The following is a 12873-nucleotide window of genomic DNA, read 5'->3' on the forward strand; positions in this document are numbered from 1 at the left end:
AATATTGGTCAGTCGCGGTGCAGCAACTCGTGCAGATCGCGTAACGTTTTCACCACGTGATGTCGCCGGTCGAGATTGTAGGTGCGCACGGCCTCGACTGCCTCGTTGAACTCTGCGTGATAGAGGGAAAGACGATTGGCGCGACCTCCCAGCCCTGCCACGGCTTGGTCGCGGGCCATCTGCGTCAGCCTGTCGTCGACATGTCGGTTGAACTGGTCGAAAGCATCATTGCTGCCGCGTCCGCCTACCGAAGCGGCAGCGGCCTTTGCGGTCTGCAAATCGAACGATCCGCCGTTCAGGATGCCATCGACCGCTTCTGCGATTTCCAGCCCCCCAAAGGCCAGCAGAAGAATGGCGCGCCGAACGCTTCCTTCCGCCATCGCGCCAATTCGGCCCATATCGCCGTCCGGCGGTCCGGCAACATCGAGCCGATCCAGAACGACCTGCATATCGCCGGACCGAAGCGACGAAAGTCTCAGCATCTGGCAGCGAGACCGAATGGTCGGCAGCAGCCGTCCCGGCGCATGGCTGATCAAGAGGAACAGGGTGTTTTTGGGTGGCTCTTCCAGCACCTTCAACAGCGCGTTGGCTGCATGAGTGTTCATATCCTCCGCCGGATCGACGATCACGATCCTGTAGCCGCCATCGCCGCTGGTGTGCCCTAGAAACCGGCCGATGGCACGCACTTCCTCGGCGGTGATGCGGGTGCGGAACGTCTTCGATTTGGTGTTGAACGGTCGGCGAATGTGCAGAAGGTCGGGATGGGCGCCGCTCGCCACCTGACGGTAGAGATTCTCCGGCACGGCAAAGTCCGGCCCACTTGTCGGCGCCTCGGCTTGCGAAGGATGCATGAGAAGATAGCGCGCGAACTGGAAGGCCAGGGTCGCCTTTCCGATTCCTGATGGACCCGTCAGAATGAGACCCTGCGGCAGACGGTCTATCTGGTAGCCGCTCTCCAACTGGCTCCACGGCGCATCGTGGCCGACAGGCGCGCCGGACATTTGCGGCGGCACAATGCCTTCCAGATCGTCATGAGCCGGACGCACCAGGTCTTCATCGAGCACGGCCATTACGATGACCGTTTCCCGACAGGCGGCAGATCGATTCCCAGCCGCTTCGTCACGATAGCTGTCACGGCTGCCTCAACGGCATCGACCGGCAGCGATGCGTCGATCACGGCAAAGCGATCGGGCTCATTGCCCGCCATTTGAAGAAAGGCCTGCCGCCGCTGTTCGTGTTCGGGCATGCGGTCCGCCTCGAAACGGTCCGGCTCGTCCGTTTGCCGCCGGGCGTCGGCACGTTTCATGCCCTCTTCGACGTCAATATCGAGCAGTAGCGTGAGGTGCGGTTTCAGATCGCCCAGCGCCAGCTCTTCCAGAAGATGCAGATGCTCGGCGGAGACCCCTGCCCCACCCTGATAGGCGCGCGTGGAATCGATGAAGCGGTCGCATAGCACATCCTGTCCCTGCCGAAGCGCCGGTTTGATCAGCTGGCTGACATGATCGGCTCGGGCGCTGGCAAACAGGCAGGCTTCGGCAAGCGGCCCAAGCGCCTTGGCTTCGCCCGACAGAAGCGCCGTGCGAAGCGCTTCAGCCGCGGGCGTGCCGCCGGGCTCGCGCGTAACGCGCACGCTGCGACCGGCGCGCTGCATGGTTTTGGCGAGGCGGCGCAATTGCGTGCTCTTGCCCGAGCCCTCACCGCCTTCGAAGGTTAGGAAAACGCCTCTATGCTCCATGGTTCTGGCTTAGTGCGCCGTGTGCGCCGATGGCAATGGCCAAGCTGCAATCGCTTGAAGAATTGTCGGTCAGGATGCGGTTGTCCAAGGCAGTTCCACATTGCGAAGCCATCCGAAGGCCAGTTCACTGAGAGCATCGGCCGCGCGGGTGAAGAGTCCCTTGCTCGGCACATCGTCCGCGGCCAGAAGCGGCACGCTCACCGTTTCGCTACCGTTCACACGAACGATCAGTTTGGCGATCTCTTCTCCCCGCTGAACTGGCGCTGCGATCGGTCCCGAATACATGACCTGCGCGTCCACGCCAGCTCCGTCAACCGGTATCAGCGGCCGAAAGGTCTCCGCCAGCAAAAGCGCAACCTTTTCCTTAGTGCCGCCGAAGACGGGCACGGTTTCCACAAGCTCCCCCGCCCGATAAAGCGGCTTGCGCGCGAAGCCGTCCAACGCCCAGTCGAGCAGTTTGCGTGTCTCCTGAAATCTCTCGTCGCGGCTGGTCAGTCCGCCCATGGCCAGAAAGACGCGCCGGTCGCCCTTCGCCTTCGTAGCGACGACACCGAAACCGAGCGATTCGTTCTGGCCCGTCTTCAGACCGTCGCCGCCGATTCGCGGCGAGAGCGCCGGATTGCGATTGCGCTGAAACACCTTGTTCCATTCGAAGGCCGGCTCGGCAAAAATCGGCCAGTAATCCGGATAGGTGCGGTGAATGTGTCGCCCTAGCGTCACCAGATCGGCCATCGAGACGAGTTGGTCCGGATGGCTCAGCCCCGATGGGTTGTGAAAGGTCGTGTCGGTCAATCCAAGTTCGGCCGCGCGGCTGTTCATGCGCTCGGCAAACTGCTCTTCGGAGCCTGCCAAATTTTCGGCGATGGTGATGGCGGCGTCATTGCCGCTCTGCACCACAATGCCGCGAAGCAGGTCGATGACCGGCACCTCTTCCTTCGGCTTGAGGAACATGGCGACCGAGCCGCTGGGCGCGCCGCCGGTCCGCCAGGCATGTTCGGATACGGTGAAGACGGTATCTTCGCGAACCGTGCCCGCAGAGAGTTCCGACAACAGAATTTCCGCCGTCATGAGCTTGGTCAGCGAGGCCGGCTCGACCTTCTGGTGAATATTGCGCGCCAACAGCACCGTACCATCGGCCTCGTCGACCAGAAGAACCTGTTTGGCGGCCGTTTCGATAGGCGCCGCAGCGGCCGTCAGATTCAATGAGAGAAGAATCATAGCCAGGAGCGACCCGGCAAGAGGCAGACGGCTCATCACTCAGGAGATGCTGTTGTCAGAATGCGGTCGAACGCGACCGGCCGGGCCAGGGGCCTGGCAGCATAGCCGAGGGGATGGGCCACAGCTTCACGCCCAAATCGCTCGCGTTGGACCTCAGTCGAAAGATCCCTTGCATCGATCTGGTCACCCTCCCTGCGTTTGGGAACCCCCGGCAGGAGTTTAGCGGCACTTTTCTGAAGGCTGGCAACGCCGTTGCCAACGGCCTCGACCCCATCCCTGATCTGACCGGCCATAGCCACCGCCATCGCCGCTCCGGGTAATTGGGCAGGCGCATCTGCGTCTTCGCTGTAGCTTGCCAGCAATTTGCCCTTATCGGAGCCTTCGAGCGGCGCTTTGCCAAGATATTCCAGCTTGATTTGCGTGTGACCGGCGCGATGAAAGCCGAGCATCGTGGCCGCTTTCTTGGACAGATCCGCGACGCGGTCATGGGCATAGGGGCCACGATCATTGATGCGTACGACGACCGACCGACCATTCTTCATATTCGTCACGCGCGCATAGCTCGGCAGCGGCAATGTGGTATGAGCTGCTGTCAGCGCATCCTGATCGAAGATCTCGCCATTGGCCGTCATGCGTCCGTGAAAACCCGGCCCGTACCAGGATGCGCGCCCCATACGGGAATAGCCAGGTTCATCCTTCGGCACGTAAAGGCGGCCCCTGATCTTGTATGGCTTGCCGATCTTGTAGCTGCCGCCGCCCCGGCGAAGGCGCGTCCGCGGCTCGGTAGCCGATGCGACCGATGCGCCCACCGCGTTTTCGAGCGCTTTGGTCGAACCGCTTTTTCCTTCTTCCACAAGGGCCAGCTTCTCACCGGCGACCGACTTTTTCGGATCGGACGATTGGCCTTGCTCCGATGTGGCAAGCGTATCGGGTGACGCCATCGACTTGGACGCCTGTTGATTGGAGGTGGTGCAGGCCGTCAGAAGACCGCTGGCCAAAATGAGGGCCGTAGCCGTACCGCAGCCAAACAGGCGATTCATGAAGGGCCCCTTGCGCTCGACGTCGGCAGTCGTGCCGACGCATGCCTCTTATCCGTTCATCCCGTGTGCCGCCAGAATGCGGCGCTCAAGTGGCAAGGCTGTGACCAAACGAACACGCTTGCAGCAATCGGGCGCTCGCCCTATGAAGCGCTTCGTCACCGGATGGGTGGCCGAGTGGTTTAAGGCACCGGTCTTGAAAACCGGCGTGCGGGAGACCGTACCGTGGGTTCGAATCCCACCCCATCCGCCACTTCAGTCCCTGAGTGGGCACTGAGTTTACGCCACTTTCCGCCACAAGCGTCTGTAGCAACCGAGACTTCGATCCCATGATACGAACCTCGCCCTCGGCCACCTCGACACGCTGGGCGAGCGCGCGCAGGTGGTCGCGGCGATAGCCACCGCCTTCCAGCCGGATACGATCGCGGGCGGTTGCGGCGAACTTGCGCAGCATCTGCGGCGTTACCGCCTTCTGCCCCGTGTTTTGAAGCATGCCCTGCGCTCGCTCTGCATCGGCCTTGGCCTGATCGCGGATGGCCTTGAGGCCGTCGATACGGTCTTTCAGCGCCGGGTCGTCCAGATCGGCCACTCCTGCCTCGATGGCGTCATAAAGCCGCTTGAGGCGCAGTTCCGATTCGGCGGCGCGCTTGTTGAGTTCGGCGATATGCTCGCGGCGGCGCTCGGCATGTTCTTCCCTGCGGTCGAGCGCGGCGGCAAGAACGGTTTCCAGCCGCTCGGGCTGAAGTAGCTGTTTCTCAAGGTGATTGACCACAAGATCGTCCAGCTTCTCCATCGGCACGGCCATGCCTGTGCAAGCGGTCGGTCCCTGCCGCGCCTTCATCGAGCAGGCATAGTAGCGATAACGCCCGCCCTTGCCGGTCCGGATGGTCATGGCCCCGCCGCACTTGGCGCAATGGATCAAGCCGGTCAGCATGGTCGGGCCGCTGATGACGCGGGCGGGCATGACCTTGGGATTGCGGGCCTTGAGGAGCTTCTGCACCGCCTCGAATATTTCCTTGTCGATGATCGGCGGGACAGGAACTGTCACGATCTCGCTGACGGGCTTCAATTCCTTGGTCTTGCTGCGCTTGTTGAACTCATGCTCGCCCATATAGGTGCGCCGGGTGAGGATGCGGTGAACCTGACCGATGCCCCAACGTCCGCCGTCGCGGGTGAAGATGCGCCGCTTGTTGAGGTAAGAGACAATGTTTTTGACACCCATCTGGCCGGTGGTGCCGTCGCCTTCCAGGGCGAGACGATAGATCAGCCGCACCGTGTCGACGTGGAGCGGGTCGATTTCCAGCTTCTTCTTGGTCTTGGCTCCGCGCTGCTCGGCAGCGACGGTGCGGTAGCCGATAGGAGGAAGCGAGCCGTTCCAGAAGCCCTGTCGCGCGTTCTCCTTCAAGGCCCGCATGACGTGCTTGGCGTTTTCCTTGGACTGGTATTCATCGAACAGCGCCATGATCTGCCGCATCATGACGTGCATGGGGTCGTCGCCCATTTCCTGAGTTATCGAAACCAGCTTCACGCCGTTCTTGGCGAGCTTGCGGACATAGAACTCAAGCTCGAAATGGTCGCGGAAGAAGCGGCTGAACGAATGGACCACAACCACATCGAACGGCACGGGTTTAGACGTGCCCGCCTCGATCATTCGCTGGAACTCCGGGCGGCGGTCGTTGGTGGCGGATGCGCCCGGTTCGATGAAGGTCTCGACCAGCCGCAAGCCGCGCGCCTCGCAATAGGCTTCGCCCTGCCGCTTCTGGTCGGGAATGGAAACATCATGCTCGGCCTGCCGCGCCGTCGAAACGCGCAGGTAAAGGGCGGCGCGTAGCGGCACGGTGGAAGCGGTCATGGCGATGTCTCCTTCTCAATTATGACTCGACCGCAACTATCTGGCCGCATGACTGCGCTCAAGCCGCATTCTCCAATGGACGCGCGCGCTCGACCCGCTCGCGCTCCTTGGGCGTGTTCATCACCTCCCAAAGATCGCTGCGCCGCTGCACGTTGAGCCAGAAGTCCGGGCTGTTGCCGAACACACGGGCCAGGATCAGCGCCGTTGCCGCCGTCACGTTCCTGCGATTGCCGCACAGCTCGTTGACGTGCTTGCGCTGAACGCCCATCGCCTCGGCGAGCGCCCCCTGCGTCAAACCCATCGGCTGCATGAACTCTTCAGTGAGGATTTCGCCGACAGTCGCCGGCTTGCGCTTGGTGGTCAGCATCTTTGCCTCGTTCTCATCGGTAGCTGTGATCGTCCAGATAGATTCCGTCCGCCTCGCCGCGCTTACCATCCCACTGGAAGATCAACCGCCATTGCTGGTTGACCCGAATGGAATGGAAACCCGCCAGATTGCCGCGCAGCTTCTCGAAGTGATTGCTGGGCGGCACGCGCAAGTCCTGATCGGTCACGGCGTCGTCAATCATCTGGAGCTTGCGGAACAAGCGGGCTTCCAGGTCGGAAGGGATGTTGCGAGAGCGGATATCATCCACAAAGAAGGCCCGCAGCCAGTCGTCCCGAAAGCCTACGATCACAGCGTCACTCCAATGACGGGCATATGTACCACTCTATAACTCATATCGCAATAGGAAACAGGGTTCAGCCACCGGAGCCGAACAGTTCATCGAACAGGTCGCCGAACCACCGCTCGAACACCTTGATCTCGGCTTCCGTGACTGGAACGGGGTCGGGCCAGTCGTCGGTGACGGTCCATGTGGACAGGTCATGTTTGGGCGGCCTGCCGGGAAAGGGCCACGGATAGTCCAGCAATTCCTCAAGCTGCTCCGACGCGGTGAGCGGTCTGTCGGCGCGCGGGGAATGGGATTCGTCGGTTGCTCCGTCATGTTCCGGATCGGCCGACGCGGTAGCCTTAGCGGGCTTCATCGGCTTCTTCCTCCGGCCGCCATCTGACCGGATCGGCAACCCATCGGTTGATGTCGGATTCGCGCCATCCCGCGCCGTTGATGCTGATCTTGAGTTGGGGTGGGAAGGTGCCCTCGGCGATCTTGCGGTAGATCGTGGACCGGGACAGGCCGGTGCGGTCTTGGACGGTGTTCATGCGGATGATACGGTCTGGTTGGCGCATGGCTTTTCTGCCTCCTGCTGGTTGTTCCTGAAGGGTGCGGGAATCAGACAGAGCGGCGAATTACCGTTGCGCAATAGCTATTTAGCTGGCGTCGTGCTGTGGCGTAGAAGCGGCGGCAAATAGGATGATCTTAGAGGCCGATCCCGCGTCCCCGTCCCAGGTCGATGCCGTGGGTGAAGGCGAGTTCGGCGCCGAGTCGGCGGCCTGATTCGAACTGAATCCCGAGTTCCAATTTGCGGTTTACGAGGATGGATTCCAGTTGCAGATCGCGTTGGAGGCTTTTCGCCATGTCTCCCATCGACGAGCGGGTGGCATTGTAGCCGGACATGTCGCCAGTCTGGTATTGGCGGTGGCTGGTGCGGTCGAGTTTCTGCCAGCGCTCCACGAAGCGGTCAGCGCGGCGCTGCGGGTCGGTGCGGATTTCTGTTTCGAGCTGCAGGGCGCGAACCGCGCGGTTGACACGGCCACTGCCTGCCTCTCGGGCAAGCTCCGGGTCTTTGACATACGCGGCCTCGGCATCGCGCCAGCCATGCGGCCGCACTTCCTCAAAGGCTTTGCGGGCATCGGTCAATTCGCGCATCTGCTCAGGGCTGGCCTTGCCGCCCGTGTCCTCGGTACTGAATATCCCGTCCACCGCGCGGGCATGACGCTTGAGCGCATCGGTTCGGGCACGGCGCATCGCCAATTCCGGGTCATCGGCATCCTCCCTCGCAAGCGATGCCGGTTCACGCTGCGGACCATCCGCGTCCGCTCTTCCCATTTGCGGCCGATCTCCGGCGTCCGCGCAAGGCGCGCCGTCTGCGGAGAGGCGCAGGCCGTCGAACATGCTGCGCACCTTCTCCGGCACCTGCCTTGCGATCTCAACAACCCGCTCCATCCGCTTGCGGAAGGTGATGCCACGCCGTTCGGCATAGTCCTGCGCTGGTTCGTAATCTGTCGCCATGTCCTTGGCGCGGTCGCGCGACAGGGTTTTGGTGAGCCGGTCTCGATTGGCGAAGTCGTCGCGACCATAATGCAGGTCCATGCTATCGCGATGCCGTGACAAGCCGACATAGCTGCCATGGGTGTCCATGCCCGGCGTTGCCAGGACATGCGTCCGGTCCACCGTCATGCCCTGCGCCTTGTGGATCGTCGCGGCATATCCGTGGTCGATGCGGTTGTAGTCCTTGAGGTCGAGGGCAATGGACCGGCCATCATCGGCCTGCACTGTTATGCTCTGTGCGCTGACCTGCTCGATGGTGCCGAGTGTGCCGTTCTTCACGCCAAGCCCGCGTTCGTTCTGCAGGAAGATGACGCGGTCCCCGGAGGCAAAGCTGCGAGCGCCGCGTTCGACTGTGACGCGCACGTCCTCGCCCAGATCGCCAGCCTCCCGCATTCGGTCGCGGGCGGCCTTATTGAGTTCCCGCACTTCAGCATTGGTATGGGTGAGGATGATCCTGCTGCTGTCTGGTGACGCCTGCCGCTGGCGGTCCCATCTGTCGATCAGATCGCCGCGCGCGTGCTCGCGGGATGCGGCCTCATGCACCATGCCATGACTGTCATAGGCTTGGATCGCATGAACGGTTCTGCCGGTGGCCAGATCGCGGGTGGCCGCGCGCTGCCAGTTCACGCGCTGGCGGCGGACGGTGCCGATCTCCGCGCCGCCGTGACGCTCGTAGACAGATCGGAAGGCCGCGCCTGCCTCGATGGATTGCAATTGCTGCGGATCGCCGACCAACACAACTTTCGCGCCCGCTTCCGCCGCATGTGACAGCACGCGCTCCAACTGCCGCGTGCCGACCATGCCCGCCTCGTCGATGACAAGCACATCGCGGCTGGTGAGCATTTCGCGACCCTGTTTCCAGCCATGTTCCATGCTGGCGATGGTGCGCGAGGCGATGCCTGATCCGCCTTCTAGATTCTCGACGGCGATACCGGACAGAGCAACGCCGCGAACCTCAAAGCCCGCCGCTTCCCAAGCCTCGCGCGTCACGCCCAATATGGTGCTCTTTCCCGTCCCGGCATAACCCACGACGATGCCAAGATCGCGCCCGTCCGTGACATGCGCCAGCGTACCAACCTGCTCGCCGGAGAGGACAAGACCGCGCTGTTCGGCGTGCGCAAGTGCGGCCGCTCTGTCTCGGTCGCTGACCTCGTGCAATTCCTTCCCGGCCATGAGTTCCGCCGCGCGGTGCAACCGCTGTTCGGCCTCGATCATGTCGCGTGTGGTGAACCGATCCTCGCCGCGTCTGTCCTGCCCGAGTTCGACCAGATCGGGCGAGCCGCCCATCGCGCCCATGACTTCGTTGAACTGCTCGATGCCGTCACTGTGCCGATGCGCGAACATTGCCATATCGCGCCGCGTGAAGGTCGATTGCCGATGTGTGATCGCGTCCAGTGCAACGGAGGGATCAGCGATGATCCGCGCGCCGTTGTTGCGGGCTATTTCGCGGTGCATGTCCGCGCGGTCGGCGGCCTCGATCCCTTCGCCCTCAATGCGCTTCGCGGGTGCACCGACCTGGCTCTGCGGCTCCAGGCCGATACCCTGTGCGTCAAGACTGCGATGATCGATCCGCGCGTCTATGTCGAGTTCGGCCAGCCGCTCGTTGACATGCTCGGCCCAGCGTTCACGCCAACGTTCGACTATCTCCGTGCGGTTCCACTCCCGCACCTTCGGGCCGAAACCGTTCTCGTCCACGCTGCGCATGGTGAGCATCACATGCGCATGGGGCTTCGGCATGCCGTCCTCGCCGATGTCCCAATGCACATTCAGGTCGGCGATCATGCCCTGATCGACAAATTCGGATTGTGCGAAATCGCGGGCAAGCTCGATGCCCTGTGCCTGCGTCATCTCGCGCGGAATGGCGAACTCCACCTCGCGGGCAAGCTGCGCGTCCTTTCGAACTTCGAACGCCTCCACATCGTTCCAGAGCCGTTCGCGGTCGGACCATTGCTCCGGCGCGCCGTCCGGCAGCAGCACCTCGGAATGGACGACACCACGCTTGGCGGAAAAGTCCTGTACGCGGTCGATGCGTTCGTCGCGCATCCGCGAGGCCGAGCGGTAGGCGGCAGACGCTACCGCGCTACTCCCAGCCTTGCGGCCGATGACTTTGACATGAAGATGATAGATCGCCATCGCGATCAAGAATTGTCACGAAGAAGCGCACGTCGGAACGACGTATAAGCGCGCCCTCCCTCGAAAAAATCTCGGGATGGACCGGGCCGTGCCACACCGTCCCGGCAACAATACTGCGTTCAGGCTTCCAAGCAACTATCATCTCTGCATCAACAGCTTATGGAGACGATGGTGCGCAAGCCACGGGATTATGATGCAGAATTGAAAGCACTGGAAGACAAGGCGCGAGAACTGAAAACCCGCAAGGTGCAGCAACTCGGCGAGCTGGTCATCGCCACCGGAGCCGATGTGCTCACCATCGACGAATTGGCTGGTGCGCTGGTTGCGCTGGCGGAAACCAAAGACGCCGGAAAGAGGGAGGCGTGGGCGAATCGCGGCGCGGCGTTCTTTCGCAGCAAATCGCGGCGAACTGCACCAGCGCCTGACCGCAACGCTGGCGGCGCTCCGGCGCAACCGGGCAGCGCGCAATCGGCATCGGGCGGCGCGGGCGCGACATGACATGCGCAACTGGCAGATCGAGCGCCGCAAGCGAACGCGGCATCTGATCGAACTCGGTGGCCTTGTCGTCAAGGCGGGGATTGTGGACCTTACAGGCGACGACCGCGCCATGATCTACGGTGCGCTGATCTGGATGGCCGATAAGCTTAACGGCGTAGACGGAGAACGGGCGCGAGAGCTGTGGGCCGGAAAGGGGAAAGAGGCGTTCGCAACGGAACAGGAAAAAAAAGCGCCAACCACATCGCACATACGGCGTGACGGGACGTGACCGATGGCGGGCGGCGCGGAGACCTCACATATCGCAGCGCTGCCCGCCATCACTGCAAAGTTCCTTTCCTTTGGTGGTGTTCTGCGCCTTTCAGGATAAGAATTTTTTGCACTGGAATCCAGCGGGCACCATGTTATTCCATGTCGTGCCCAACGTGAACCTCACGTCCCACGAGCGACCCAAGACTCGGGCCGCAAGGCGTCGCAAATACCTGCTGCAAAACTCAGACTCTTGCGGGTGTGCATCGCGACGCGAGCAAGATCGAAAGGTCAAGAATTATGCGACGCTGGCGATGCGGTGAGAGCAGCTAGAACAAGTATCCAATCATGTCGATGTTGCCAACGGGCCAGCGTGTATGTCGCAATGGCTTGACGAGGAAGCAATCAGAAAGGTCGCGCTCAATAATAGTCACGCTTTCAACGTCCTCAACGGCTAGCCACTTCGTCATCGCAGGGTTAACATGGTGGAAACCATTCGCGATGTAGAGCGTGTCGACGTCGCCCATCAAAACAAGGAAGTCGACATTGGAAGCTGCCGCCAAGCTTTCGACTTGCTTAAGAAGGTCGCTAGCGAGGCCAGCGCCGCGATGCGCTAGTCTCACGCAGAGATCGATGATCCCGAAGATCCTGATGATATTTCCCCCCACCCTGATAACGCGGTGATCAACACCTAGCTGGCCGATGACGGTTTCGCCTTCAAACGCCAGATAGCGAAAGTGCGGCAGTTGTTTAAAATAGGTTCTGCCATCGAAAGTGTCGGGGAAACTCTCGTCCAACAGCGCCACAATCTGCGACGCCGTTCGCGTATCGATCTCGTACTCTGGTACGCATTTCACACGATAGTCGTTTGCCATCAGTCTACTCGCTCAAAGTCTCAAGAATGTCTCTCGCTATCGCAGCCGAGGCCACGCTCATTCCAGGCTCAACCAGCGAGACACTATCCACAGCCTCGCTCACCAGGATCTCGCGGATGGTTGTCTTCAACGTTTCAAGCGACCAACCTCCTGCGAGGGGACTGGATACATCAGGAACGATGGAAGGATCGAGGATATCGAGGTCAATCGATAGATGGGTGTAACGCTTCTCCCTTGCCGCTCTCGGAGCTGACGCATAGTCGGCGCAAGATACGACACCAAACCCTCGCTCCGAAACCTGCTTGATTGGTGCCGGGTTATCCCGACATCCTATCAGGACAGCTTCGTCGATCGTACCGTTTTCGAGGAGCCTCAGCAGAAAGTTAGAATGAGCGACATTGTCGGTTCGAGCATGGTCCATTGACCCGTAAAGATCATGATGCGCGTCAATGTGAATATATCTCATCTGCCGGCCGGTCAGCGTCGAACGGCGCACGGCTTCCAAAAGGGCCCATGCAACCCGGTGGTCACCGCCCAATACCCCCAACCGCTTCCCTGCATCGCATGCCAGGATGTGAGCTCGCCGCAGATATTCAAGGCACTTTTCGGTGGGATTTATGAATGGAAAGATTCCAAGGAGCGGAACAATGGTTCCGTTCAACGCATCCAGCACGCTCGCCAGACCCGTTGCTGTCGAATGCCGCATGTTCGTCAAATGGCAGAGCGGAAGCCCGATCCAGATGGTGGTGATGGGCAACGGCCCGTCCAGCCAATTCAACAAAGGGAACGCGGCAGCATGAACGGGGAACTGCGCCTCGTAAAACGTTCTTGCTGCTCGCGGGAATGAATCTCGGCCAAGCCCGAAGGAAAGTATCCCCGCTCGGATCAACGCTTCGACATTCTCTGACGACACGCCCGCCTGCTGCAGGCCGTTGATCGACCACCATTCGCGCGACAGAAAGGCCAGCGGTCTCAGTGCATCAGGAAGTGGCTTGGATGAGGTTCCAACAAGCTTAAATTCTTCGGTCGTTAGCCTCTCCACACCTGCAGCCAATCGCACTTTAAACAC

The 12873-nt window shown here is 61.3% G+C and carries 13 protein-coding genes, 1 tRNA gene and 1 pseudogene; 3 read left to right on the forward strand and 12 right to left on the reverse strand.

All coding sequences use genetic code 11. The annotated features are described in order from the left end of the window. Nucleotides 1-8: 8 nt before the first annotated feature. The 4 genes from B7H23_RS12715 to B7H23_RS12730 all read right to left on the reverse strand — a co-directional run bounded on the left by B7H23_RS12715 (nt 9) and on the right by B7H23_RS12730 (nt 3993). Complete coding sequence (locus B7H23_RS12715; RefSeq protein WP_094077852.1) at nt 9-1070, reverse strand: DNA polymerase III subunit delta'; 1062 nt, start codon at nt 1068-1070, stop codon at nt 9-11. Next, nucleotides 1070-1735, reverse strand: a complete 666-nt coding sequence (gene tmk, locus B7H23_RS12720; protein ID WP_094077853.1) for a dTMP kinase — start codon at nt 1733-1735, stop codon at nt 1070-1072. Before tmk ends, B7H23_RS12715 begins: the two co-directional genes overlap by 1 nt. Nucleotides 1736-1804: 69 nt before the next feature. Then, nucleotides 1805-2989 (reverse strand): D-alanyl-D-alanine carboxypeptidase family protein, encoded by a 1185-nt coding sequence (locus B7H23_RS12725; RefSeq protein ID WP_094077854.1) that lies wholly within the window; start codon nt 2987-2989, stop codon nt 1805-1807. Then, nucleotides 2989-3993 carry a septal ring lytic transglycosylase RlpA family protein gene (locus tag B7H23_RS12730; protein ID WP_240535103.1) on the reverse strand — a complete coding sequence of 335 codons (1005 nt, stop codon included), beginning with the start codon at nt 3991-3993 and terminating at the stop codon, nt 2989-2991. Before B7H23_RS12730 ends, B7H23_RS12725 begins: the two co-directional genes overlap by 1 nt. Before the next feature lie 160 nt (nt 3994-4153). On the opposite strand from B7H23_RS12730, the gene B7H23_RS12735 reads away from it, so the two are divergent. After that, nucleotides 4154-4243, forward strand: a tRNA-Ser gene (locus B7H23_RS12735). On the opposite strand, the pseudogene B7H23_RS12740 reads toward B7H23_RS12735, so the two are convergent. The 6 genes and pseudogenes from B7H23_RS12740 to traA all read right to left on the reverse strand — a co-directional run. Beyond that, nucleotides 4214-5842 (reverse strand): annotated as a pseudogene (locus tag B7H23_RS12740) (recombinase family protein); the annotation flags it as partial. The gene B7H23_RS12735 and the pseudogene B7H23_RS12740 sit on opposite strands and share 30 nt — an antisense overlap. 58 nt (nt 5843-5900) lie before the next feature. Beyond that, nucleotides 5901-6209: a HigA family addiction module antitoxin gene (locus B7H23_RS12745; protein WP_094077855.1), complete on the reverse strand. Its 309-nt coding sequence runs from the start codon at nt 6207-6209 to the stop codon at nt 5901-5903. A 13-nt stretch (nt 6210-6222) separates the two neighbouring features. Continuing rightward, complete coding sequence (locus tag B7H23_RS12750) at nt 6223-6519, reverse strand: type II toxin-antitoxin system RelE/ParE family toxin (RefSeq protein ID WP_094077856.1); 297 nt, start codon at nt 6517-6519, stop codon at nt 6223-6225. Between the two features lie 64 nt (nt 6520-6583). Beyond that, the gene (locus B7H23_RS16105) at nt 6584-6868 is read right to left on the reverse strand and encodes a hypothetical protein (protein ID WP_094077857.1); all 285 of its coding nucleotides are present in this window, start codon (nt 6866-6868) and stop codon (nt 6584-6586) included. Beyond that, on the reverse strand, nt 6855-7070 hold the full coding sequence (locus B7H23_RS12760; RefSeq protein ID WP_094077858.1) for a helix-turn-helix transcriptional regulator: 216 nt from the start codon (nt 7068-7070) through the stop codon (nt 6855-6857). Before B7H23_RS12760 ends, B7H23_RS16105 begins: the two co-directional genes overlap by 14 nt. A gap of 130 nt (nt 7071-7200) precedes the next feature. Then, the gene (gene traA, locus B7H23_RS12765) at nt 7201-10185 is read right to left on the reverse strand and encodes a Ti-type conjugative transfer relaxase TraA (RefSeq protein WP_094077859.1); all 2985 of its coding nucleotides are present in this window, start codon (nt 10183-10185) and stop codon (nt 7201-7203) included. A 159-nt stretch (nt 10186-10344) separates the two neighbouring features. Here traA and B7H23_RS12770 point away from each other — a divergent pair, with 159 nt between their 5' ends. Further along, entirely contained in the window at nt 10345-10683 is a 339-nt protein-coding gene (locus tag B7H23_RS12770) for a conjugal transfer protein TraD (protein WP_094077860.1), read from the forward strand. Nucleotide 10684: 1 nt separating this feature from the next. After that, a complete protein-coding gene (locus B7H23_RS12775) occupies nt 10685-10951 on the forward strand; it encodes a conjugal transfer protein TraD (RefSeq protein WP_094077861.1) in 267 nt (88 codons plus the stop codon). Nucleotides 10952-11258: 307 nt separating this feature from the next. Here the strand turns inward: B7H23_RS12775 and B7H23_RS12780 are convergent, their stop codons facing one another. Then, a complete protein-coding gene (locus B7H23_RS12780; protein WP_094077862.1) occupies nt 11259-11804 on the reverse strand; it encodes a GNAT family N-acetyltransferase in 546 nt (181 codons plus the stop codon). Nucleotides 11805-11808: 4 nt separating this feature from the next. Then, nucleotides 11809-12873: an arginase family protein gene (locus B7H23_RS12785; RefSeq protein WP_158215837.1), complete on the reverse strand. Its 1065-nt coding sequence runs from the start codon at nt 12871-12873 to the stop codon at nt 11809-11811.

Origin of the sequence: Notoacmeibacter marinus (genome assembly GCF_002238045.1) — a bacterium.
GTDB classification, from domain to species: domain Bacteria; phylum Pseudomonadota; class Alphaproteobacteria; order Rhizobiales; family Rhizobiaceae; genus Notoacmeibacter; species Notoacmeibacter marinus.

Bases quoted from the DNA above. Each gene is read 5' to 3' on its own strand.
- B7H23_RS12715 (WP_094077852.1), bottom strand. From the start codon at position 1,070: ATGGCCGTGCTCGATGAAGACCTGGTGCGTCCGGCTCATGACGATCTG.
- tmk (WP_094077853.1), bottom strand. From the start codon at position 1,735: ATGGAGCATAGAGGCGTTTTCCTAACCTTCGAAGGCGGTGAGGGCTCG.
- B7H23_RS12725 (WP_094077854.1), bottom strand. From the start codon at position 2,989: ATGAGCCGTCTGCCTCTTGCCGGGTCGCTCCTGGCTATGATTCTTCTC.
- B7H23_RS12730 (WP_240535103.1), bottom strand. From the start codon at position 3,993: ATGAATCGCCTGTTTGGCTGCGGTACGGCTACGGCCCTCATTTTGGCC.
- B7H23_RS12745 (WP_094077855.1), bottom strand. From the start codon at position 6,209: ATGCTGACCACCAAGCGCAAGCCGGCGACTGTCGGCGAAATCCTCACT.
- B7H23_RS16105 (WP_094077857.1), bottom strand. From the start codon at position 6,868: ATGAAGCCCGCTAAGGCTACCGCGTCGGCCGATCCGGAACATGACGGA.
- B7H23_RS12760 (WP_094077858.1), bottom strand. From the start codon at position 7,070: ATGCGCCAACCAGACCGTATCATCCGCATGAACACCGTCCAAGACCGC.
- traA (WP_094077859.1), bottom strand. From the start codon at position 10,185: ATGGCGATCTATCATCTTCATGTCAAAGTCATCGGCCGCAAGGCTGGG.
- B7H23_RS12770 (WP_094077860.1), top strand. From the start codon at position 10,345: ATGGAGACGATGGTGCGCAAGCCACGGGATTATGATGCAGAATTGAAA.
- B7H23_RS12775 (WP_094077861.1), top strand. From the start codon at position 10,685: ATGCGCAACTGGCAGATCGAGCGCCGCAAGCGAACGCGGCATCTGATC.
- B7H23_RS12780 (WP_094077862.1), bottom strand. From the start codon at position 11,804: ATGGCAAACGACTATCGTGTGAAATGCGTACCAGAGTACGAGATCGAT.